Genomic DNA, 22967 nt, shown 5'->3' with positions numbered 1-22967 from the left:
CTCAGACACACCCACCTCGCCCGGAGGCCCTCCCCTCGTTCAAGCCGACACGCCGTCGAGCACTGACAACAACGTCCTGAGTCACTACAGCTAGCGCGCGGCGGCGCGAAGGAGGTCGCTAGAGGGAGATCGTCGCCCAGACCGTCTTGCGGGTCGGTCGGCGGTGCACACCCCATCGGCCGAGGACGTTGACGACCTGGAGGCCGCGGCCGCGGTTGCCGCCGAGCCGGGACACCCCGAGCGTGAGCGCGGCGTCCGGGGCTGCGTCCTCGACCTCGACGGTGAACCGGGTGGCGCTCACCCGCAGTCGCACGACCCGCGGCCCGGGCGCGTGCTCGATGGCGTTGCTGGCCAGCTCCGTGGCGACGAGCTGCGCGTCGGCCAGCGCGTCCGCGTCGGCCACGACGTGCGTGCGGATCCAGCGGCGCAGCCCGGCGAGCGACTCCGGTCCGCCGAGGTCCTGCTCGAGGTGCACCGGATCGAAGCGGGGCACCTCACTGCCCGGCCCCACGGATCCGACTGGGTCCACACTCGGGGTTCGCCGTGCGACCCGCAGCCGTTACACGCCGTGTGACCTGCGGCGCAGTACTCGGCGTCGATGACGCGATCGTGATCACGGCGGATCCCCGTAACGCCGCACGGGGCAGACCGCGACAGGCTCACGTGCACGACCGCGAGAAGACCCCGACCCTCGTCGCGCTCGACCCGCCCACGCTCCCCGCGGGCGATCTCCTCCCACCGGCCGACCCGCCGCTGCTGGACCCGCCGCCGTTCCCCGAACCGCGCCGGTCCACGGGCGGCCGGCTCGCGCGGCTCTGCTCCCGGCTCCGCCGGCGCCGATGAGCGCGGGGCCTCGAAATCACCGACGACGGATGCGAACATATGTTCGTGCCCGAGCCTCGAGCGGGGCGTAGCCCTACACCGATCCTGCACGCCGATCTCGACGCGTTCTACGCGTCGGTGGAGCAGCGCGATGATCCGCGGCTGCGCGGCCGGCCGGTGATCGTCGGCGGCGGGGTGGTGCTCGCCTGCAGCTACGAGGCCAAGCGGTGCGGGGTGCTCACCGCGATGGGCGGGCGACAGGCGAAGCGACTGTGCCCGGACGCCGTCGTGGTACCGCCGCGGATGTCGGCGTACTCGGCCGCGAGCAAGGCCGTGTTCGCGATCTTCCGCGACACCACGCCCCTCGTCGAAGGAATCTCCATCGACGAGGCGTTCCTCGACGTGGGAGGTCTGTGGCGGATCGCGGGCTCCCCCGTCGACATCGCGGCTCAGCTGCGCCGGCGGATCCGCGACGAGGTCGGCCTGCCGATCACGGTCGGCGTGGCGCGCACGAAGTTCCTGGCGAAGGTCGCGAGCGGTGTGGCGAAGCCGGACGGGCTGCTGCACGTGCCGGCCGACCGCGAGCTGCAGTTCCTGCACCCGCTCCCGGTGGAGAAGCTGTGGGGCGTCGGGCCGGTCACGGCCGCGAAGCTGCACGCCCTGGGCGTACGGACGGTCGGCGAGGCGGCCGCGCTCGGCGAGGGCCCGCTCGTCGGTCTGGTCGGCAAGGCCGAGGGCCACAAGCTGCACGCGCTGTCGCACAACCGCGATCCGCGGGCCGTCGACCCCGGGCGGCGGCGTCGGTCGATCGGCTCCCAGCGGGCCCTCGGCCGTCGCCCGCGCAGCCCCGAGGAGCTCGACGCGATCCTCGTGGGCACGGTCGACCGGCTCGGCCGCCGCTTGCGCGGGGCGCACCGCGTGTGCCGCACGGTGGTGCTGCGGCTGCGGTTCGCCGACTTCAGCCGCGCCACCCGCTCGCGGACGCTGGCCGCGCCGACCGCGCACACACCCACGATCCTCGCCGCGGCTCGCCGCCTGCTGGCGGCGGAGCTGCCGCGGATCGCCGCGGACGGGATCACCCTGCTCGGCCTGTCGCTCACCAACCTCGCGCCCGACGAGCCGTGCCAGCTCACCCTGCCGCTCACCGTGCGCGATCCCGGCGTGGACGAGACGGCGCTCGACGGCGCGCTCGACGCCCTGCGTGACCGGTTCGGATCTCGGTCGGTCACCCGGGCCGCACTGCTCGGGCGGGACGAAGGGATCTCCGTCCCCTTGCTGCCCGATTGACCGTCACAGGAGGTGCGCGTCCGACAAGGCGCCTGGTGTCGCCCGATCGCGTGATCTCTGCGATGCTACGCGAATCCGACCACGTCCTGTGTGGATGGTCGGACGGGGGATCACACGAATGGGGGGACTCATGGATTCGTATGCCGACGCGGTCCGGCAGGGCACGCCCGAGGCGTACTACCCGGCACTGCGCGAGGCCGGCGGGATCGTCTACGACGTGGAGCGCAACATGTACGTCGTCGGCGACTACGCCGGCGCGCGGCAGGCGCTGTCCGACCCGGACGGCACCAGCTTCCTCAAGGACCTCGCGGTCGTGCCGTGGTGGCTGTTCACGCCGCACGCCAACCCGGCGGCGGCCGAGGTGATGGGCACGTTCACCGGCTACCCGGGGGCGATCGTCGGCGAGGTCGGGCAGCGCCACCTCGACCGGCGGCGGATCGTCGGCGCCGCGATGAACCAGGCCGCCACCGGGCTGCGCAACACCCGGATCATCGACGAGACCGTCGCGCGCCACGTCGACCGGGCCCGCACCTGGGCCCGATCCGTTCCAGGGGAACCGTTCGACCTGCAGGCAGACCTGATCGAGCCGGTCGCTCTCGATCTCCTGGGGCAGCGGCTCGACCTGCCCCGGGAGATGAAGGATCTCGTCGCCGCCACCGCTACCGCGCAGGCCGACTTCACCTGGCCCGCCGACCCGCCGCCGTACGAGGACCAGCCCGACCTCGCGAAGAGCCTCATCGCCATGCGGGACATGTGCGCCGACCTGATCGACGACCACCTCGCCGGGGCGTCCCGGCCGGACAGCGCTACCGCACACCTCGTTCGCGCCGTCGGCGCCGGCCGGCTGACCAGGGAGGAGGCGATCGCGAACCTGTTCGGGCTGGTCAACGCCAGCTACGCGACCACGGCCGGGACGGTGACGCGCTACCTCGATCACCTGCTGCGCAGCGGGGGCTGGGCCGCCGTCGATCCGGCGTCCCCGCGGTTCGCGCACGAGGTGGCGCAGGGGTTGGCCGTCTGGACGGGGGTGCACGGCTGGATGCGGCGGACCGCGGACGGCGGGGCTCGGCTCGCGGACGGGCGTCGCCTGGAGCGGGGAGCCGCCTACGTCCTCGTCCTCATCGAGGCGGCCAATCAGGATCCTGGTCGTGGGGACGAGGTGCTGTTGAGCTTCAGCCCGGCCGGGCAGCATCGGTGCCTCAGGGAGAACGAGGCTGTGCGGACCGCGGTCTCGATCGTCTCCGCGCTGCGGGCCGTGTTCCCCCGGATCCGGGTGCACGGGGAACCGGAGCGGCGGGCGAACCTCGCGTTCCGGACGCAGGCTCATCTCTCGGTACTGCTGGATGCGTAGCTGCTGAGGGGTGCTGAGGCCGCGCGGTCCCCCAGGGAGGTGGGGATCGCGCGGCCCTTCCTCGTAGCGCGAGTCGCGCGTTCGGTCCCGCGAGTCCGGCGCTCGGGCCGGCGAGTCCTGCGGAGCGGTCGGCTGACCATGCGGTCCGGCCGAAGCGGCGCGTCGCGGGCCTCGGGGTGTGGTGGATCGCGCTCTGCTCCTCCGTCGCACAGCACTGGATCGCGCGCGATCGCGGTGGTCACCTTCCGGCAGTGCTCGCTTCGGCGCGGTGGCGCAGTCCGGGATGCGCCCACGGACGTCCGTCGAAGCACGGCGGCGAACCTGAGAACCCGATTGGTTCTTCGGCCTAGCGCGTTAGACCGATAAGTGCAATCCGGGACCGCTCGGCGCGCCGGACGGTCCGAGCGGTCCGCAGCGTCCTCAGGTTGGCAACCCGCGGCTGGGGTGCTCTGGGAGATTCGCCTCGTGACCGAGCCCGCTCCCCCTCCCCCTGGGGCTCTGGTCAGCTCCCCCGTCCCCGACCCCGGACCGGTGGTCACCCGATGAGCACTCCCGTGATCGCTCCGCCCACGGCCGGCGCCACCGCCCTGCCGATCCGCCCTGCGGCACCCGTGCTGCCCGAGGGAGCCCGGATCACGCAGCTGCGGATCGACGGGATGACGTGCGGGGCGTGCGCGACCCGGATCGAGCAGATCCTCGGGGCGCTGCGCGGGGTCTCGGCGGAGGTCAACTACGCGACCGGTACCGCGACCGTCGTCCACCCGGCGACGGTGAGCGCGGAGGTCCTGATCGCGGTCGTCGAGGACGCCGGGTACACCGCCGTCCCGATCCCCGAACCCGGTCCGGCCGCTGCCGACGGGGTCGATGCGGCGGTGGCGGCCCGCCTCATCGTCGGCAGCGGCCGGGCCGTTGCCAGTGCGGCACTGGCAGTGCCGGTGCTGGTGCTGTCGCTGGTGCCCGCCGTCCAGTTCCCGTTCTGGCAGTGGGTGGCGCTGGCGCTGTCGCTGCCGGTGGTGCTGTGGGGTGCCTGGCCGGTGCACCGCGCCGCGGCGGCGGAGGTCCGGCGGTGCACGGTGAGCCGGGACCTGCTGGTGTCGCTCGGCACCGGCGCCGCGCTGGCGTGGGCCGTCGCCGCGGCGATCACCGGTGGGACGGCGCACGTCGGGGCCGCCGCCGGGATCACCGCGATCGTGCTGGCCGGGCGCTGCTGGGAGGACCGGGTCCGGCGGCGCGCCGGAGCCGAGGTGCGGGCGCTCACCGGGCTCGTGCCCACCCAGGCCACCCTGCTCGGTGCCGACGGGCCGGTGCGGGTGTTGCCGGCCGACCAGGTGGCGGCGGGCGATCTCGTGTACGTGGCCGACGCCGAGCGGATCCCCGTGGACGGTCTCGTCGTCGACGGAGCGGCGCTCGTCGACGCGGGCGGACTCGGTGGCGCGCCGGTCCCGGTGCAGCTCGAGTCCGAGGTGCACGCCGGGGGTGTGGTCCGCGGCGGTGAACTGATCGTGCGGGCCTCCCGGGCCGGTGCGGCCACCCGGCTCGCCCGGACGATCGCGCAGCTGCGGGCGGCGCTGTCCCGCCGGTCCGCGGCGCAGCGGCGGGCCGACCGCGTGGGCACGGCGCTCGTGCCGATCGTCCTCCTGCTCGCCGCCGGTACGGGCGCGGTCTGGCTCGTCGTCGGGGCCTCGGTGGCGACGGCGGTGGGCGCGGCGGTCGCGGTACTGGTCGCCACGTGCCCGGCGGCGTTCGGGCTCGCCACTGCGATGACGGTGCTCGCCGCCACCGGCCGGGCGGCCCGCGTGGGTGCCCTGCCGGGACCGCGGGCGTGGCAGTCCGCCCGCCGGGTCGACACCGTGCTGCTGCCCAAGACCGGTGTGCTCACCAGCGGCGAGCCCGAGGTCGTCGCCGTCACGATCGTCGAGGGTGCGGACGGCGTCGATGGACCCGGCACCGCACTGGCCGACGTGCTCGCCGTCGCCGGGGCGGTCGAGGCGGCCGGCGCGCACCCGCTCGCTCGGGCCATCACCGCGTACGCCGCGGAGCGCGTGCCCTTCTGGCCCGCGGTGCGCGACGCCGCCGCGCTCCCCGGCGGCGTGTCCGGGGAGACCGGGGCCCGAACGGTCCTGGTCGGCAGCCCCGCGTTCGTCCGCGAGCACGACGCCGCCGTGCCCGATGCGCTCGAGCACGCGATCGCCGACGCTGCCGCGCGGGCGCAGACGCCGGTCGTCGTCGCCTGGGACGGGCAGGCGCGCGCGGTCCTGGCCCTCACCGACCCCGTCCGGCCGGCCGCCACGACCGCCATCGCCCGGTTCCGCGCGCTGGGGCTGGAGCCGGTGCTCGTCAGCGGCGACGCCGAGGGCGTGGCCGCGGCCGTGGCCGCGGAGGTGGGCATCACCCGCGTGCTCGCCGAGCAGCGGCCCGAGGCGAAGGTCGAGCTGGTGCGGGCGCTGCGGGCCGAGGGGCACGGGGTCGCCGTCCTGGGCGACGGCGAGCACGACGCCCCGGTGCTCGCCGCGGCCGACATCGCCATCACCCTGCCCTCCGGCGCCGGCTGCGCGGCCGAGGGCTCCCCCGCCCAACCCGATCTCGGGGCCGCCGCCGAGGCGATCGCGCTCTCCGGTCGCGCCGGCTCCGCGCTGCGCACCATCCTCGCCGGCGCCGCCGGGTACCACGGGGTCGCGCTGCCGCTCGCCGCCGCTGGGCTACTGCCCCCGGTGCTCGCCGCCGCCGCGTCGGTGGCCGCCTCACTGGCCGCCGCCGACTGCGCCCTGCGGCTGCGTCGCGGCTAGGTGATCCGCTCCGGGTGCGTGTAGACGTTCATGCTCCCGCCGCGGACGAACCCGGCCAGCGTGATCCCGGCGTCGTCGGCCAGCTCCACCGCCAGCGACGACGGCGCCGACACGGCCGACAGCACCGGCACCCCGGCCATCGCCGCCTTCTGCACCAGCTCGAACGACGCCCGCCCGGACACCTGCAGCACGCAGCCCCGGGCCGGCACCCGGCCGTGCAGCAGCGCCCACCCGAGGACCTTGTCGACGGCGTTGTGCCGGCCCACGTCCTCGCGGGCGACGAGCAGCTCGCCGTCGGCGTCGAACAGGCCCGCGGCGTGCAGGCCGCCGGTGGAGTCGAACACCTTCTGCGCGGCGCGCAGCCGGTCCGGCAACTCGGCGATCGTGGCAGCCGGGATGCGCAGATCGCCGTCGAGCACGGGGAACGCGGTCTTGGTGCGGACCGCGTCCAGCGACGCCTTCCCGCACACCCCGCACGACGACGTCGTGTAGAAGTTGCGCTCCAGCGACGCCGACGGCGGCGCGACCGACGGTGCCAGCGCCACGTCCAGCACGTTGTAGGTGTTGCGGCCGGTGTCGTCGACCGAGTCGCAGTAGCGGGCCGTGGCCACGTCGTCCAGCGAGGTGATCACGCCCTCGGTGAGCAGGAACCCGTGGGCCAGCTCGACGTCGTGGCCCGGGGTGCGCATGGTGACCGACAGCGGGGCACCGGCCACCCGCAGCTCCATCGGTTCCTCGGCCGCGAGGGTGTCCGGCCGGGTGGTGCGCCTCCCGCCCGGAGCGATCCACACGACCCGCCGCCGCGCCGTCAGCCGTCCCATGTGCTCACCGTACGTCCGCCGGTCACCCTCCGCCGCGCAGCCGCTGCGCCGCCGCCACGACCACGGGATCGGTGACGGTCCCGGCGTCGACCTCGGCCAGCAGCGCGCGGCGCATCCGGGGCTCCCAGAACATCCGGATGTGCTCGGCGACCGCGGCCGCGGCCTGGTCGAGCGGCTTGTGCCGGAACTGGGCGGCGATGTCGCCGGCGAGGCGGACCGGCGGCGGAACCGTACCGGTCATTCGCCCGCCACCGGGACCGCGGCCAGCCCCGCCTCCGCGCCCCTGCCGCTGGTGATCAGCTCCACCTGCACGGCCGTGACCTTGTACTCCGGGCAGTTCGTGGCCCAGTCGGAGTGCTCGGTCGTCACCACGTTCGCTCCTGTGACGGGATGGTGGAAGGTCGTGTAGCAGACCCCGACCGGCATCCGGTCGGAGATCACCGCGCGCAGCGTGGTCTGCCCGACCCGACTGGACAGCCGCACCACGTCGCCGTCGGAGATGCCGCGCACCTCCGCGTCGTGCGGGTGCAGCTCCAGCACGTCCTCCGGGTGCCAGACGGTGTTGGCCGTCCGGCGGGTCTGCGCACCCACGTTGTACTGCGTGAGGATCCGGCCGGTGGTCAGGATCAGCGGGTACTTGCGGGTGCTGCGCTCCGGCGTGGGCACGTACGGCGTCTCGATGAACTTGCCCTTGCCGCGCACGAACCCGTCCACGTGCATGATCGGCGTGCCCAGCGGGGCCTTCTCGTTGCACGGCCACTGCACGCTGCCCACCTCGTCGAGCTTGGCGAAGCTGACCCCGGCGAAGGTGGGGGTGGTGAGCGCGATCTCGTCCATGATCTCGCTCGGGTGCGAGTACCGCATCGGGTAGCCCATGGCCTGGGCGACCTCGCAGACGATCTCCCACTCGTGCTTGCCGGTGCGCGGTGCCATCACCGGGCGGACCCGGTTGATCCGCCGCTCGGCGTTGGTGAACGTGCCGTCCTTCTCCAGGAACGACGTGCCCGGCAGCAGCACGTGCGCGAACTTGGAGGTCTCGTTGAGGAACAGGTCCTGCACGACGACCAGGTCCATCGCGGCGAGCGCGGCGTGCACGTGCTGGGTGTTCGGATCGGACTGGGCGATGTCCTCACCCTGCACGTAGAGCGCGCGGAACGTGCCGTCCAGGGCCGCGTCGAACATGTTCGGGATCCGCAGCCCGGGCTCGTCGAGGATGGAGACGCCCCACAGCTCGTTGTAGATGTCGCGCACCGACTCGTCGCCGACGTGCCGGTAACCGGGCAGCTCGTGCGGGAACGAACCCATGTCGCACGAGCCCTGCACGTTGTTCTGGCCGCGCAGCGGGTTCACCCCGACGCCGGAGCGGCCGATGTTGCCGGTGGCCATGGCCAGGTTGGCCAAGCCCATCACCATCGTGGAGCCCTGGCTGTGCTCGGTGACGCCCAGTCCGTAGTAGATCGCGGCGTTCCCGCCGGTGGCGTAGAGCCGGGCGGCGGCGCGCACGTCGGCGGCCGGCACCCCGGTCTCGGCCTCGACGGCCTCCGGGCTGTTCTCCGGCCGGGCGATGAACTCGGCCCACTCCTCGAAGCCCTCACAGCGCTCCGCGACGAACTCCTCGTCGACCAGCCCCTCGGTGACCACGACGTGCGCCATCGCGTTGATGATCGCGACGTTCGTGCCCGGGGCGAGCGCGAGGTGGTGGTCGGCCCGGATGTGCGGCGAGCGCACCATGTCGATGCGCCGCGGGTCGATCACGATCAGCCTCGCGCCCTCGCGCAGCCGGCGCTTCATCCGCGAGGCGAACACCGGGTGGCCGTCGGTCGGGTTCGCCCCGATGATCATGATGACGTCCGCGTCGGCGACCGACTTGAAGTCCTGCGTGCCCGCCGACGTGCCGAACGTCTGCTTGAGCCCGTAGCCGGTGGGCGAGTGGCAGACCCGCGCACAGGTGTCGACGTTGTTGTTGCCGAACGCCGCCCGCACCATCTTCTGGACGACGTAGACCTCCTCGTTGGTGCAGCGGGAGGAAGTGATCGCACCGATCGCGCCGGGCCCGTGCTCGGCCTGGATCTCACGCAGCCGCCGAGCCACGAACGAGATCGCCTCATCCCAGGTGGCTTCGCGCCATTCGTCGGCGATCGACTCGCGCATCAGCGGGGTGAGGACGCGGTCGGGATGGGTCGCGTAGCCGAACGCGAAACGGCCCTTCACGCAGCTGTGGCCCTCGTTGGCGCCGCCGTCCTTGTACGGGACCATGCGCACCAGCTCGTCACCGCGCAGCTCGGCCTTGAACGAGCAGCCGACGCCGCAGTACGCGCAGGTCGTGATCACGGTGCGGGTGGGCATGCCGAGATCGACGACGCTCTTCTCCTGCAGCGTCGCGGTGGGGCAGGCCTGCACGCAGGCGCCGCAGGAGACGCACTCCGACGAGAGGAAGTCGGTGCCGCCGGGGCTGACCTTCGAGTCGAAGCCGCGGCCCTCGATCGTCAGCGCGAGGGTGCCCTGCACCTCGTCGCACGCCCGCACGCAGCGGGAGCAGACGATGCACTTGGACGCCTCGAACTGGAAGTACGGGTTGGAGGTGTCGGTGGGCAGGTCCATGTGGTTGGCGCCGGCGTCCACGCCGGAGCCGTAGCGGACCTCGCGCAGCCCGGTCACCCCGGCCATGTCCTGCAGCTCGCAGTCACCGTTGGCGGAGCAGGTCAGGCAGTCCAGCGGGTGGTCGGAGATGTACAGCTCCATGACTCCGCGGCGCAGCTTCGCCAGCCGCTCGGTCTGGGTGCGCACCACCATCCCGTCGGTGCACGGCGTGGTGCACGACGCCGGGGTGCCCTTCACGCCGTCGATCTCGACGAGGCAGAGCCGGCAGGAGCCGAACGCTTCCAGCGAGTCGGTGGCGCACAGCTTCGGCACGTCGATGCCGGCTTCCTTCGCCGCCCGCATCACCGACGTGCCCGGGGGGACCGTGACCGGGACGCCGTCGACGGTCACCTCCACGGTCGCCGCTCCCGGCCGAGCCGGGGTGCCGTAGTCGGGTTCCTTGAGCAGGCTCATCGGAAGTCCTCCGCGAAGTGCTGCACCGCGCTGCGGACCGGCATGGGGGTCAGTCCGCCCATCGCGCACAGCGAGCCGTCGGTCATCAGCGTGCAGAGATCGTCGAGCAGCACCAGGTTCTTCTCCCGGTCCTGACCGGCGCGGATCTTGTCGATCGTCTCGACGCCGCGGACGGCGCCGATGCGGCAGGGCGTGCACTTCCCGCACGACTCCTCCGCACAGAACTCGAACGCGAACCGAGCCATCGCGGCCATGTCCACCGTGTCGTCGAACACGACGATGCCGCCGTGCCCCACCATCGCCCCGGCCTGGGCGAACGCCTCGTAGTCCAGCGGCAGGTCGAACTGGGACACCGGCAGGTACGCGCCCAGCGGGCCGCCGACCTGCACCGCGCGCACCGGGCGGCCGCTGGCGGTGCCGCCGCCGAAGTCGTTGACCAGCTCGCCGAGCGTGACGCCGAAGGCGGTCTCGACGATGCCCCCGCGGGCGACGTTTCCAGCCAGCTGGAACACGCTCGTGCCGCGGGAGCGCCCGACCCCCAGCTCGGCGTAGGCGGCCGCGCCGTGCGCGAGGATCCACGGCACGGCGGCCAGCGACAGCACGTTGTTGACGACCGTGGGCCGGCCGAAGAGCCCCTGGATCGCGGGGATCGGCGGCTTCGCGCGCACCTGCCCGCGCCTGCCCTCGAGGCTCTCCAGCATCGAGGTCTCCTCGCCGCAGATGTAGGCACCGGCTCCGACGCGCACGTGCAGGTCGAAGGAGAGCTCGGAGCCGAGGACGCGCTCGCCGAGCCAGCCCCGCTCCCGGGCCGCGGCGATCGCGGCGCGCATCGTCGCGATCGCGTCCGGGTACTCGGAGCGGATGTAGATGTAGCCCTCGCGCGCCCCGACGGCGTGCGCGGCGATCGTCATGCCCTCGATGAGGGTGAACGGATCACCCTCCATGAGCATGCGGTCGGCGAAGGTGCCGGAGTCGCCCTCGTCGGCGTTGCAGCAGACGAACTTCAGCTCCGACTCGGCGTCGAGCACGGTCCTCCACTTGATGCCGGTCGGGAACCCTGCGCCGCCGCGGCCGCGCAGGCCCGACTCGGTGACGGCGCCGACGACCTCAGCCGGGGGCAGCGCCAGCGCGGCGCGCAGCCCGGCGTTGCCGCCGTGGGCCTCGTGGTCGTCCGGGGAGAGCGGGTCGACCACGCCGACCCGGGCGAACGTCAGCCGCTGCTGGCGGCGCATCCACTCCAGCTCCTCCACCAGGCCCAGACCCGGCGCGGTGCCGTCGAGCAGGCCGGCGGCGACCAGCCCGTCGACGTCTTCGGGGGCGACCGGCCCGTAGCCGACGCGGCCGTCCGGCGTCTCGACCTCGACGAGCGGCTCCAGCCACAGCATCCCGCGCGACCCGGTGCGCACGACCTCGCCGCCCGCGCGCTCCAGCAGCGCAGCCACCTCGTCGGCGCCGACCGAGCGAGCCGCCGAGTCGCGGGGCACGAACACGCGGGTCATCGCAGCTCCCCCAGCAGCGCGTCGAAGCGTGGCGGGCTGACCCGGCCGTGCAACCGCTCGCCCACCTGCACTGCGGGGCCGAGCGCGCAGTTGCCCAGGCAGAACACCTCGTCGAGGGTCACCGCGCCGTCCGGGGTGGTCTCACCGAACTCGACACCCAGCTGCCGCTTGGCGTGCTCGACGAGCGCGTTCGCGCCGCGGGCCTGGCAGGCCTCCGCGCGGCAGATGCGGACCGTGGTGCGGCCGGGCGGCGTGGAGCGGAAGTCCTTGTAGAAGGTGACGACGCCGTGCACCTCCGCGATCGACAGGTTCAGCCCGTCGGCGATCACCGGGATCACGTCGCGGGGGATGCAGCCCAGCTTCTCCTGCACCGCGTGCAGGACCGGCAGCAGCGGCCCACGTTCCGATCCGTGCTCCGCCAGCGCCGCCCGGGCGCACTCCTCCGCAGCGGTGCGAGGAGGCGTCACGCTCGTCATTGCTCCACTGTCCCAAGCGGAACTGCGCAGGTCAAAGCGCGGGTGCCGATGGTTCGATAAGCGTCGCCTATGAAGGTTCGCCTACGTAACGCGCGACCAGCGCGTCCAGCTGGGTGCGGAGATCGAGCCGCCGCGCGACGTCCACGAGAGCGCGCGCGAGCATGGGCTCCGGTTCCCGTTCGGTGAGCACCAGACCCACCCGGTGCAGCCGCCGCGGCGCCACCATCGGGATCACCCGCAGGCCCTCCGGCACCCCGAACATGTGCAGCCAGGTGTGCGCGATCACGGTCGACCAGCGGCGCGTGGCGACGTGGGCGTAGAGCACCGAGATCGTGTCCGCCTCCACCTGCGGCAGAACGGTCACACCGGCCTCCGTGCAGTTGCGGTCGATGATCCGGCGGTTCTGCATCACCGGCGACAGCAGGCACATCGGGAGGTCCACCAGCTCGGCCCAGCCGATCTCGGACCGGTCCGCGAACGGGCCGTCGGCCGGGGTGAGCAGCAGGTAGCGCTCCCCGTACAGCGGGATCGTGCGGACCGCCCCCAGCGGCTCCCCGTCGACGTAGGTCATGCCGACGTCGAGCTCGAACTCGGCGAGCCCGTGCACGATCTCCCGGCTGGACAACGACTCGATCGACACCGTCACCTGGGGGTGGCGATCGCAGAACGGCGCGGTGAGCAGCGAGGTCACCGTCAGCGCGGTCGGGATCGCCCCGATGCGCAGGGTGCCCGTGAGGCCCCCGCGCATGCTGCGCAGGTCCGCGCGCAGCGCACCCGCGTCGGAGACGATCCGCTGCGCCCACGCGACCGCCCGCTCCCCCTCCGGCGTGAACCCCTCGAAGCTGCGGCCCCGGCGCACGATCTGCACGCCCAGCTCGGCCTCCAGCCTGCGGATCCCCTCCGACAGCGCGGGCTGGGAGACGTGGCAGGCCGCGGCGGCGCGGCCGAAGTGGCGTTCCCGCGCCAGCGCGGCGAGGTACTCCAGGCGGCGCAGCAACATCCGATGATCCTAGGAGCGTCCCCACTACAGCGGCAGCACGCAGGACGGGGCCGGGACCGGGGTCGACCCGATCAGCTTCGCCCGGCCGGTGGCCTGGTCCAGGGCCAGGGCGGTGACCTCGTCGGAGTGCTCGCACGCCACGAGCACGTGATCGCCGACGGCGGCGAAGTGCCGCGGCCACGCGCCGCCGACCGGGGAGTCGGCGAGGTGCACCGGTCCGTCGGCGCCGACGCGGAACACCGAGAGGACGTCGGCCCCGCGCACCGCGACGACCAGCAGCTCCCCCACCACCGCGACGTGCGACGGCTGGTTGCGGCCGCCCGGGGGCGGCGGCGTTCCCGTCGCCGGGACCCGGACCACCACCGTGCCGTCGCGGACGAGGACGAGGCCGTCGTCCAGCTCGGTCGACACCGCCACGGTGCCGTCGGCGAGCACGGCCAGGTGCCGGGGCCCGGATCCCGCGGGCATCCGGACCGGCTCGGCCTCCCGCTCCCCGGCCTCGTCCCGGAACCGGCGCAGCAGGTCCGCACCCAGGTCCGCCACCCACAGCTCGGTGTCGACGGCGGTGGTGCTGTGCGCGTGCGGGCCCTCCTGCCGGTCCGCGTCGGGCCCCGATCCGGCGCCCGGCAGCCGCCGCGGCGATCCGGCGAAGCGGCCGTCGGGGCCGAGCGGGACCACCGCGGCGGTGCCGTCGCCGTAGTTCGCGACCCACAGATGCGCGCCGGCGACCAGGGCGTGGCACGGGTACGAGCCAGCGGAGGGGAGCGTGGCGAGCAGCTCGCCGGTCGGTGCGAACGCCGACACCGCGCCGTGCTCGACCTCCGCGACGGCGTAGCGCACCCCGGTGGCCGGGTGGGCGGCGACGAACGACGGCGCCGGTGCGGTGATCACCTGCCGGACGGCGTCGAGCCGGGTGCCGGTGAACCTGGTCTCGAACACCGCGTCGGCGTAGGTGCCGAGCAGGACGGTGCTCACCACAGTGGTCACACCAACCCCAGTTCCCGTGCGCGCAGCGCCGCCTGGGTGCGGTCGCGGGCGCCCAGCTTCGTCAGCACGTTCGTCACGTGGTTCTTCACCGTCCCTTCGGCGAGGAACAGCTGGGCGGCGATCTCCCGGTTGCTGCGTCCCTGCGCGAGCAGCCGCACCACCTCCAGCTCGCGCTCCGACAGTGGGGTGACCAGCGGCTGCGGCCGGGGTGCCGCGTCCGGGTCGTCGGGCAGGCCCGCGATGCGGGCGACGACCTTCGCCGCGACCGACGGCTGCAGCACCGACTCGCCGCGAGCGGCCGCCTGCACCGCCTCGACCAGCCGCGCCGAGCTGACGTCCTTCAGCAGGTAACCGACGGCGCCGGCGCGCAGGGCGGCGAACACCTCGGCGTCGTCGTCGAACGTGGTCAGCGCCAGCACCCGCACATCCGGCTGCTCGGCGCGCATCCTGCGGGTCGCTGCGATGCCGTCGAGCACGGGCATGCGCAGGTCCATCAGCACCACGTCCGGCCGCAGCTCGGCGGCCCGCTCGAGCGCCTCGGCGCCGTTGCCGGCCTCGCCGACCACCTCGACGCCCTCGGCGACGTCGAGCAGCACGGACAGCGCCTCGCGGAAGAGCGCCTGGTCGTCGACGAGCAGGACGCGCACACTCATCCGGGCACCGCCATGCGCAGCGTCGTGCCGGATCCGGGTTCCGAGCGGTGCTCGAGCGTGCCGCCCAGCGCCTCGGCCCGCTCCCGCAGCCCGACGAGCCCGTAGCCGGGTTCGCCGCCGACAGTGCCGCGGCCCTCGTCGTGCACCTCGACGGTCACGGTGCCGGGTGCGGTGAAGTCCAGCCGGACGCTGGCCGCGTCGGCACCGGAGTGCTTGCGCACGTTCGTGAGCCCCTCCTGGACGGCCCGGTAGAGCGCCTCGCTGCGCTCGGGGGCGAGCTCGCGGACGGTGCCGGCCAGCTCCAGTCCGGTCGTGATCCCGGCCGCGGACGCCTCGGCGACCAGTTCCACCACGGCCTCGGGCAGAGGCGCCCGCTCCCGCGGCTCGCGCAGCGCGGCGATCGACCGACGCACCTCGCCCAGCGCCTCCCCGGTCTGCTGCTGGGCCTTGGCCAGCACGGCGTCGGCGCGGGCCGGGTCGGCCGAGAGCACGGCGCGCGCGGCCTGCACCTGCATCTGGACCACCGTGAGGTGGTGGCCGAGCCCGTCGTGGATGTCGCGGGCGACCCGGTTGCGCTCGCGCGTGGTCGCGAGCTCCTCAGCCTGGCGGGCGTAGCCGCGCAACTGCCGATGGGCCTCAGCCAGCTCCGTGCGCGCCTGCTGTTCCCGCTGGTAGAGCAGGACGATCACGAGCGTGAACGCGCCGGCGAGGACGGTGCCCGCCGCGGCGCGCAACCCGGCGCCCAGGTCCATCCCGATGTGCATGAGCGGGGCGATCAGCACGATCACCACCGCGGGCACGACCCCCAGCAGCTGCACGGTCTGCGCCACCAGCACGCAGATCAGCAGCGTCGAGCCGGTGCCGGGTTCGAGGCCGAACGCGGCGTAGGAGATCGCGAGCTGCCACACCACGAACGCGATCGCCCACACCCGCCGGTGCCGGTTCGTGTCGAGCCACAGGTAGCCGGCGATGGCCACGACCGTGTACAGCAGGCCGACGCCGGTCGCGTACAGGGCGTCGGGACCCGCGGTGGCCTCGAAGGCGTACGTCAGGAACGCCGCGAGGGTCAGCGCGGCGAGGGGTCGTCTCACGGCGCCAGCCTGGAACGCCGAGCTGGAGTGGTCAACGCAGAACAGGCCGGCGGTTCCGCATGCAAGCAAGCAGCACTGTGGATCCAGCAGCACTGTGGATCCAGCAGCGCTGTCAGTCCAGCAGCACGGACCGCAGGTCCAGCCGGTGGAGCACGCGGTCGGCGGCCTCTGGGTCGGTGCCGGGCTCCCGCCGGGCGGCGAGCACCTCGGCCCGGGCAGCGGCCAGCGCCTCGGCCTGCACCCGCGTGAGCAGGTCCCGCGCCTTCTTGACGGTGGCGAGCCGGGCCCGGTCCTCCTCGGTCTCCGGGTCCCCGCGCAGCAACCCGCCGAAGCGGGCGAACCGGTTGTCCAGAGCCTCCGCCAGCTCGGGCGGTGCCTCGGCGCGGAACTCGGCCAGCGTGCGCAGCGCCGCCTCCCGGGCCCGCCGGGTGATCTCCCGCTCGGCCTGCTCCTCGGCGTCGGCGTCGCCCGCGATCCCGAGCGCCTTGACCAGCACGGGCAGGGTGAACCCGGGCACGAGCAGCGTCGCGACGAGCACGGTGCAGGCGATCAGGACGATCTCGACGCGGGCGGGGAACTCGCTGCCGTCGGCCAGCGCGTGCGGGATCGACAGGGCCAGTGCGAGGGTCGCGAGCCCGCGCATCCCGCACCAGGTCAGCACGACGGCCTCGCGGCCGGTGCGCGGAGCGCCGGTCGCGTCGATCGGCCGCGAGCGGATCGCCACCAGCGCGCCGGCCATCCACACGGCCCGCACCGCGAACACCACGGCGACCACCACGAGCGCGTGCAGCAGCATCTCGCCGAGCCGCTCGCCCGCGGCGTCGACGACCCCGCGCAGCTCCAGCCCGATCAGTCCGAACGCGATCCCGGTGACGAGCAGCTCCACGACGCTCCAGAACGACCGCTGCACCAGGCGCTCGGCCGACTCGTCGGGGCCGACGGAGGAGCGCAGCTGAAGCGCGAGCACGACCACGGCGACGACGCCCGAGGCGTGCACCTCCTCGGCCGCGACGTACACCGCGAAGGGCAGGACGAGGGTGAGCGCGCTGCGCCCGACGGTGTCGTCGACCCGGTCCATCAGCCGGCGGGCGAGCAGGCCACCACGATCCCGAGGACGATCGCGCCGAGCGCGCCTGCCACGAACGACAGGATCAGCTCGCCCCCGACGAGCGTGTGCCGCTCCACGGTGGCGAGCACGGCGGCCTGGAAGACGACCAGCGCCGTCGCGTCGTTGAACAGGCCCTCGGCCTGCAACACCGACAGCAGCCGCCGCGGGATCCGCACGCGCCCGGCGACCGCCTCGACCGCGACCGGGTCCGGCGGCGCGACCATCGCGCCGAGCGCCACCGCAGCGGTCAGCCCGATGCCGGGCACGAGCAGCCACGCCGCGCCCGCCACCGCCGCGATCGTGGCCACCACCAGCGCGACGGCCAGCAGCACGATCGTCCGCCAGCGGGCCCGGAACATCGCCCACGACGTGCGCTGCGCCGTCGCGTAGAGCAGCGGCGGCAGGAACAGGGGCAGGATCAGCTCGGGATCGAGGTCCACGCCGTCGGGCAGACCTGGGATCACCGCCACCGCCGCGCCGAGCAGGACCATGAGCGCGGGCCACGGCAGCCGCAGCCGGTCCCCGATGCCCACGAGCACCACCGCGCCGAGCATCAGCCCGACGACGAGAACCATCGCCTCCATCTGCCCATGATCGGGCGCATCCAGCACCGGCCGTTCGGCGGGGTACCTACCGGACCGGCGACTCCACCAAAGGGGTCACCCGGGATAACGCGTCTGTTGCGACACCCCATGTACTTGCGTTGTTGGTGTAGCTTCCGCCTGTTGATCACCGGCCGATCACGCGCGGTTGCCAGATTCGCGAGGCGCCGGTGACCGGCGGTCGATCATGAGGAGGTCAGCCGTTGTCGGTGTCCGCGGCGCGGCCGGGCCACGCACCGATGGGTGAGGTCCCCGCTACGGAAGCGCAGCCGAGACGACGTCGGTTCGGGCCCCGCGAACGCCACGACTTCTGGGTCTTCCTGGCGCTCGCCGGGCCGAACATCCTGCTGATCCTGATCTTCAGCTACCGGCCCGTGCTGCAGAACATCCAGTACTCGATGCTCAACTGGACGCTCGGGTCGGCCAGCGCCACCTGGGTCGGCATCGGCAACTACGTCGAGTTCTTCACCTCGCCGAACACGCTGGACATCCTGCGCGTCACCGCGATCTTCACGGTGGCGACGGTCGGTGGGTCGATGGTCCTCGGGCTGATCATCGCGCTCGCGCTCAACCGGCCGGTCCGCGGCGTCGGGCTGGCCAGGGCGGCGGTGTTCGCGCCCTACGTGCTCTCCGGCGTCGGCGTCGGGCTCGTGTGGCTGTTCATCTTCGACCCGGCCATCGGGATCCTCGGGGTGATCCTGCGGGCGATCGGGCTCCCGGGGCCGGAGTGGTTCCGCGACCCGAACCTCACCCTCGCGATGGTGATCATCGTCTACGTCTGGAAGAACATGGGCTACGCCGCCGTGATCTACCTCGCGGGGCTGCAGGCGATCCCCCGGGACCTGCTGGAGGCCGCCGCGCTCGACGGGGCGTCGAGCTGGCGCACGTTCTGGTCGGTGGTGTGGCCGCTGCTCTCCCCGATCACGTTCTTCCTGCTGATCACGAGCGTGCTCGCCTCGCTGCAGGCCTTCGACATCATCCAGATCATGACCCCGCTGGGGAACGGCACCACCACCCTGATCTACGAGGTCTACCTGCAGGCGTTCGGCCAGTTCAACCGGGCGGGCTACTCCGCGACCGTCGCCGTGGTGCTGTTCGTGCTGCTGGTCGTCCTCACCATCGTGCAGCTGCGGTACGTGGAGAGGCGGGTGCACTACGCATGACGGTCACGCTCCCGAAGCCCGCCCCGCCGCAGGGGCACCCGCTGTCCCCGCGCAACCTGTGGTCGGCTGCGCTCAGCTCGTACGTCGCGATCGTCGTGGTGGTGCTGATCGTCGCGCTGCCGCTGCTGTGGATGGTGCTGTCGTCGTTCAAGTCACCCGCCGAGCTGATCACGACGACGCCGACGCTGTTCCCGGAGTCGTTCGCGCCGACCAACTACGTCGAGGCCGCCAAGCGCATCCCGCTGGTCCGGCTGTTCTTCAACTCGGTGCTGGTCACCGTCATCGGGGCGGGCATCAAGGTGCTGCTGGCGATCATGACCGCGTACGCGCTGGTGTACGTGAAGTTCCCGTTCAAGAACGTGATCTTCGCGGGCATCCTCGTGACGCTCATGGTGCCGCCGCAGGTGTCGATGCTGCCGAACTTCCTGCTGATCAGCCAGCTCGGCGGGGTCAACACCTACTGGGGGATCATCCTGCCCGGGCTGGGCACCGGGTTCGGCACGTTCCTGCTGCGCCAGCAGTTCCTGTCGATCCCGAAGTCGCTCACCGAGGCAGCCGAGATCGACGGCGCCGGCCACTGGCGCAGGCTGTGGCAGATCGTCGTGCCGGTGTCCGCGCCGACGATCGCCACCGTCGCGCTGGTCAGCATCGTCTTCGAGTGGAACGACTACCTCTGGCCACTGATCATCATCACCGACCCGTCGATGATGACGCTGCCCGTGGGGCTCAACACGCTGCGCAACAGCGAGGCCAGCGCGCTCGGTTATCCCCTGCTCATGGCGGGCTCGGTCGCGATCATCGTGCCCGTCCTCATCGTCTTCGTCGCACTCCAGCGCTACATCATCGCCGGGCTCACCCAGGGCGCGGTCAAGGATTAGGGGGAACGACAATGACCGGTTCGATCCGCATGCCCGAACTCGACCGTCGGGGGTTCCTGCGCCTGACGGGCATGGCCGGGGCCGCGGCAGCCGTCGCGGCCTGCGGCGGTCCCACGGTCACCGCGCCGGGCAGCGGCCCGGCGGCCGTCGAGCAGGTCGACTTCACCGGGGTCACCCCGGCCAAGACGATCACCTTCTGGAGCAACAACCCCGGTAGCTCCGGCCCCGTCACCCAACAGATCATCGACGCCTACGAGGCGGCCAACCCGGGGATGAAGGTCAACCTCGTCAACGCCGGGCAGAACTACGAGGAGATCGCGCAGAAGTTCCAGACCGCCCAGACCGGCGGCCAGGTGCCCGACCTCGTCGTGCTGTCGGACGTGTGGTGGTTCCGCTACTACATGCAGCGCTCGATCATCCCGCTGGACTCGGTCATCGAGGCGGTCGGCATCGACCTCAGCGACTACCGCGAGGTCCTGGTGAAGGACTACCAGTACAACGGTGCGCAGTGGGCGATCCCGTGGGCGCGCTCGACCCCGCTCTTCTACTACAACAAGAACCACTGGCAGGCCGCCGGCCTCCCCGACCGGGCGCCGACCACGTGGCAGGAGTTCGCCGAGTGGGCGCCGCGGCTGCAAGCAGCCGATACGGGTGCGCAGCACGCGTTCCAGATGCCCGCGCTCGCCGACTACGCGGGCTGGACGTTCCAGAACAACCTGTGGGGCGAGGGCGGCGGCTGGAGCCGCGATTTCGAGGTCATCTGCGACTCGCCCGAGTCGGTCTCGGCGCTGGAGTTCCTCAAGCAGGCCGCCGCGCCCGGCGGCTGGGCGGGCGTCTCGGCGAAGGACCAGGCCAACGACCTGTCCGCGGGCGCCGTCTCAGCCACGGTGAGCTCCACCGGCTCGCTCGCGGGTGTGCTGCGGACCGCGCAGTTCCCGGTCGGCGTCGGGTTCCTGCCCGGCGGTTCCAAGGTCGACAAGCCGGTGTGCCCGACGGGCGGCGCCGGGCTGGGCATCCCGAAGAACATCCCGAAGGAGAACCAGCTCGCCGCGGCCCAGTTCATCAAGTTCCTCACCTCACCGGAGAACTGCATCCTGTTCTCGCAGGAGACCGGGTACCTGCCGATCCGCAACTCGGCGAACATCGACGAGCTGGTCACCAAGACCCCGCAGGCGAAGGTCGCGATCGACCAGCTGGCCGTCACCCGGCCGCAGGACAACGCCCGCGTCTTCTTCCCCGGCGGCGACGGTGAGATGGCCAAGGCCGCGGCGAAGATCCTCAACGAGCAGGCCGACGTCACCGAGACCATGCAGGCGCTCAAGGCCACGCTGAACAACATCTACGAGACGCAGGTCAAGCCGAACCTGTGAGCCCAGGAGGCCGGGCCGGCCCGCACGTTCGGAGGGTCCCCGCGCCCGCCGCCGGACCTCACCACTGGACAACGAACGGCACTTTCGTCCACTCGGAGTGGACGAAAGTGCCGTTCGTTGCGTACCCGGAGGGGTGCGCACACCGCATCCGGGTGGGCACGGAGGGTGCCGTTCGGCGCTTCGTCCTCACCTGTCGCCCGATGACGCTCCATCCCGGCCCGCTGCGGCGTACAGTCCCTTCCGTCCATGGGAAAGGGTGTCGGGGAAATGCGTGGCGGGGATCTGGTCATCCGGCTGATCGGACGCATGTGCACCTCCATGTGGGGCTTCACGCCCGACGTCATCCCGGCCATGGTGGCCGAGATGGGCGCGGCGCGGGCGGTGATGTGGTTCGCCGCGAACTTCCCGCGCTTCCTGGTCACGCTGTACGTGCTCGGCCCGATCCGCACCCACCTCGCGGCACTGACGATCTCGCTCTACAACGGCTGCACGTACTGCGCCTACGGTCGGGCGCACGCCCTGGAGCTGATCTACCTGCGGGACGAGGGGCGGCTGTTCCCCGTCGACGCCCGCACGCTGGCGTCGTGGCGCGACCTGTCCCGCCGGGAGCTCACCGTGCGGCTGCGCGGGCTGCTGGAGGAGTCCGGCCTGCACGCCGAGGTCATCTGGGTGGAGCGCACGCTCGCGCTGGTGGCGGGCGACACCGGCCCGATGAACGCCACCGAGGCGCGGATCGCGCACCTGTGCCGCATGGTCGGCACGATGAACCGCATCGCGCTGGCCACCGGCGTCCAGCCGGACGGGGCGCACGACGCGGTGAACAAGGACGACGCCCTCAAGGCGCGGCTGGCGCAGCTGCAGTCGGCGAACCGGTGAGCCTCACGGCTGCAGCGCGATGAACAGGAACGACGCGAACAACAGCAGGTGGATCGCGCCCTGCAGCACGATCGCGGTGCCCTGCAGGACGGTCAGCGAGCCGATGAGGGCCGTGAGCGCGAGCAGCACCACCTCGGTGCCGGACAGACCCAGCAGCAGCGGGTTCTCGAACAACAGCGACGTCACGGCGATCGCGGGGATCGTCAGGCCGATGCTGGCCAACGCCGAGCCGTAGGCGAGGTTGAAGCTGGTCTGCAGCCGGTCCCGCCCGGCCGCCCTGGCCGCGGCGAGCGTCTCCGGCAGCAGCACGAGCAGCGCGATCGCCACACCGACGACCGTCAGCGGCGCCCCGATGGCCCGCACCCCCTCCTCGATCGTCGGCGAGATGGTCTTCGCCAGCCCGACCACCGCCACCAGCGACGCGACCAGCAGGCCGAGGCTGATCAGCGCCGTCCGGTTCGACGGCGGATCGACGTGGCCGTCGTGGTCGAGATCGTCGGCCGAGTCCGGGTCGTCGTCGACGGGGAGGAAGTAGTCGCGGTGGCGCACCGTCTGCACGAACACGTACACGCCGAACAGCACGAGCGAGACGATCGCGGCGAACACCAGCTGGGACGCGGAGAACGTCGGACCCTCCGACGTCGTGGTGAACGTCGGCAGCACCAGGCACAGCGTCGCGAGCGTCACGACGGCCGCGAGCGCCCCGCTGGAGCCCTCAGCCTGGAACGACACCACGTGGTGGCGGATACCGCCGATGAGCAGGCACAGCCCGACGATGCCGTTGCAGGTGATCATCACGGCGGCGAAGACGGTGTCTCTGGCGAGCGAAGCCGCCTCCTCGCCGCCGGACGCGCTGATCGACAGGATCAGCCCCACCTCGATCACCGTCACGGCGACGGCGAGGATCAGCGACCCGAACGGCTCCCCCACCCGGTGCGCGACCACCTCGGCGTGGTGCACGGCGATCAGCACCGCCGCCACCAGCACGATCGCCACCACCGCCACGGCCCAACCGGGCAGCTCCATGCCGAAGGCGATCACCAGAGCGACCAGCGCGGCGATCGGGGTGGCGACGGTCCGGAGCGTCAGCGGTGCGTGCACGCCGCCAAGGCTGTCACACGTCGATCACGAATCGGTCGAATC

General features: G+C 72.7%; 21 protein-coding genes. 8 read left to right on the top strand and 13 right to left on the bottom strand.

Features of this window, described 5'->3' with window-relative positions:
- Positions 1 to 118 precede the first annotated feature (118 nt).
- On the bottom strand, positions 119 to 493 hold the full coding sequence (locus BUE41_RS24880) for an ATP-binding protein (RefSeq protein WP_073459746.1): 375 nt from the start codon (positions 491 to 493) through the stop codon (positions 119 to 121).
- A gap of 170 nt (positions 494 to 663) precedes the next feature.
- On the opposite strand from BUE41_RS24880, the gene BUE41_RS24875 reads away from it, so the two are divergent.
- The 4 genes from BUE41_RS24875 to BUE41_RS24860 all read left to right on the top strand — a co-directional run bounded on the left by BUE41_RS24875 (position 664) and on the right by BUE41_RS24860 (position 6246).
- Positions 664 to 843 (top strand): hypothetical protein, encoded by a 180-nt coding sequence (locus BUE41_RS24875; RefSeq protein ID WP_073459745.1) that lies wholly within the window; start codon positions 664 to 666, stop codon positions 841 to 843.
- A 45-nt stretch (positions 844 to 888) separates the two neighbouring features.
- Positions 889 to 2109, top strand: coding sequence for a DNA polymerase IV (gene dinB / locus BUE41_RS24870; RefSeq protein ID WP_234997550.1), 1221 nt, complete (start codon positions 889 to 891; stop codon positions 2107 to 2109).
- A 130-nt stretch (positions 2110 to 2239) separates the two neighbouring features.
- Entirely contained in the window at positions 2240 to 3460 is a 1221-nt protein-coding gene (locus BUE41_RS24865) for a cytochrome P450 family protein (protein WP_073459743.1), read from the top strand.
- A 542-nt stretch (positions 3461 to 4002) separates the two neighbouring features.
- Positions 4003 to 6246 (top strand): heavy metal translocating P-type ATPase, encoded by a 2244-nt coding sequence (locus BUE41_RS24860; protein ID WP_073459742.1) that lies wholly within the window; start codon positions 4003 to 4005, stop codon positions 6244 to 6246.
- Here the strand turns inward: BUE41_RS24860 and fdhD are convergent.
- From fdhD to BUE41_RS32535, 11 genes are all read right to left on the bottom strand, one after another.
- Positions 6243 to 7067, bottom strand: a complete 825-nt coding sequence (gene fdhD / locus BUE41_RS24855) for a formate dehydrogenase accessory sulfurtransferase FdhD (protein ID WP_073459741.1) — start codon at positions 7065 to 7067, stop codon at positions 6243 to 6245. The two genes, BUE41_RS24860 and fdhD, sit on opposite strands and share 4 nt — an antisense overlap.
- A 22-nt stretch (positions 7068 to 7089) precedes the next feature.
- Entirely contained in the window at positions 7090 to 7308 is a 219-nt protein-coding gene (locus BUE41_RS24850; RefSeq protein ID WP_073459740.1) for a formate dehydrogenase subunit delta, read from the bottom strand.
- Positions 7305 to 10121: a formate dehydrogenase subunit alpha gene (fdhF, locus tag BUE41_RS24845; protein WP_073459739.1), complete on the bottom strand. Its 2817-nt coding sequence runs from the start codon at positions 10119 to 10121 to the stop codon at positions 7305 to 7307. The genes BUE41_RS24850 and fdhF overlap by 4 nt, the downstream gene beginning before the upstream one ends.
- Positions 10118 to 11620 carry a formate dehydrogenase beta subunit gene (locus BUE41_RS24840; protein ID WP_073459738.1) on the bottom strand — a complete coding sequence of 501 codons (1503 nt, stop codon included), beginning with the start codon at positions 11618 to 11620 and terminating at the stop codon, positions 10118 to 10120. The genes fdhF and BUE41_RS24840 overlap by 4 nt, the downstream gene beginning before the upstream one ends.
- Complete coding sequence (locus BUE41_RS24835) at positions 11617 to 12096, bottom strand: formate dehydrogenase subunit gamma (protein WP_073459737.1); 480 nt, start codon at positions 12094 to 12096, stop codon at positions 11617 to 11619. The genes BUE41_RS24840 and BUE41_RS24835 overlap by 4 nt, the downstream gene beginning before the upstream one ends.
- Before the next feature lie 67 nt (positions 12097 to 12163).
- A complete protein-coding gene (locus BUE41_RS24830; protein ID WP_073459736.1) occupies positions 12164 to 13096 on the bottom strand; it encodes a LysR family transcriptional regulator in 933 nt (310 codons plus the stop codon).
- A gap of 24 nt (positions 13097 to 13120) precedes the next feature.
- Complete coding sequence (locus tag BUE41_RS24825) at positions 13121 to 14071, bottom strand: lactonase family protein (protein ID WP_159444962.1); 951 nt, start codon at positions 14069 to 14071, stop codon at positions 13121 to 13123.
- Positions 14072 to 14079: 8 nt separating this feature from the next.
- Complete coding sequence (locus BUE41_RS24820) at positions 14080 to 14736, bottom strand: response regulator (RefSeq protein ID WP_073459734.1); 657 nt, start codon at positions 14734 to 14736, stop codon at positions 14080 to 14082.
- Positions 14733 to 15827 (bottom strand): sensor histidine kinase, encoded by a 1095-nt coding sequence (locus BUE41_RS24815; protein WP_073459733.1) that lies wholly within the window; start codon positions 15825 to 15827, stop codon positions 14733 to 14735. Before BUE41_RS24815 ends, BUE41_RS24820 begins: the two co-directional genes overlap by 4 nt.
- Positions 15828 to 15939: 112 nt before the next feature.
- Entirely contained in the window at positions 15940 to 16905 is a 966-nt protein-coding gene (locus tag BUE41_RS32540) for a cation:proton antiporter domain-containing protein (protein WP_268794550.1), read from the bottom strand.
- Positions 16905 to 17519 (bottom strand): cation:proton antiporter domain-containing protein, encoded by a 615-nt coding sequence (locus BUE41_RS32535; protein ID WP_268794549.1) that lies wholly within the window; start codon positions 17517 to 17519, stop codon positions 16905 to 16907. Before BUE41_RS32535 ends, BUE41_RS32540 begins: the two co-directional genes overlap by 1 nt.
- 227 nt (positions 17520 to 17746) lie before the next feature.
- Here BUE41_RS32535 and BUE41_RS24805 point away from each other — a divergent pair, with 227 nt between their 5' ends.
- From BUE41_RS24805 to BUE41_RS24790, 4 genes are all read left to right on the top strand, one after another.
- Positions 17747 to 18700, top strand: a complete 954-nt coding sequence (locus BUE41_RS24805; protein WP_234997555.1) for a carbohydrate ABC transporter permease — start codon at positions 17747 to 17749, stop codon at positions 18698 to 18700.
- Entirely contained in the window at positions 18697 to 19578 is an 882-nt protein-coding gene (locus BUE41_RS24800) for a carbohydrate ABC transporter permease (RefSeq protein WP_073459731.1), read from the top strand. The genes BUE41_RS24805 and BUE41_RS24800 overlap by 4 nt, the downstream gene beginning before the upstream one ends.
- Before the next feature lie 11 nt (positions 19579 to 19589).
- Positions 19590 to 20948, top strand: a complete 1359-nt coding sequence (locus tag BUE41_RS24795) for an ABC transporter substrate-binding protein (protein WP_073459730.1) — start codon at positions 19590 to 19592, stop codon at positions 20946 to 20948.
- A gap of 267 nt (positions 20949 to 21215) precedes the next feature.
- Positions 21216 to 21824 carry a carboxymuconolactone decarboxylase family protein gene (locus BUE41_RS24790; RefSeq protein WP_073459729.1) on the top strand — a complete coding sequence of 203 codons (609 nt, stop codon included), beginning with the start codon at positions 21216 to 21218 and terminating at the stop codon, positions 21822 to 21824.
- Positions 21825 to 21827: 3 nt separating this feature from the next.
- On the opposite strand, the gene BUE41_RS24785 is transcribed toward BUE41_RS24790, so the two are convergent.
- Positions 21828 to 22850 (bottom strand): calcium:cation antiporter, encoded by a 1023-nt coding sequence (locus BUE41_RS24785; protein ID WP_084755791.1) that lies wholly within the window; start codon positions 22848 to 22850, stop codon positions 21828 to 21830.
- Positions 22851 to 22967: the final 117 nt, after the last annotated feature.

The organism is Pseudonocardia thermophila (assembly GCF_900142365.1).
GTDB lineage: Bacteria > Actinomycetota > Actinomycetes > Mycobacteriales > Pseudonocardiaceae > Pseudonocardia > Pseudonocardia thermophila.
Note: the sequence above shows the minus strand (reverse complement) of the source record. Positions and strands in the feature narration are given on the sequence as shown.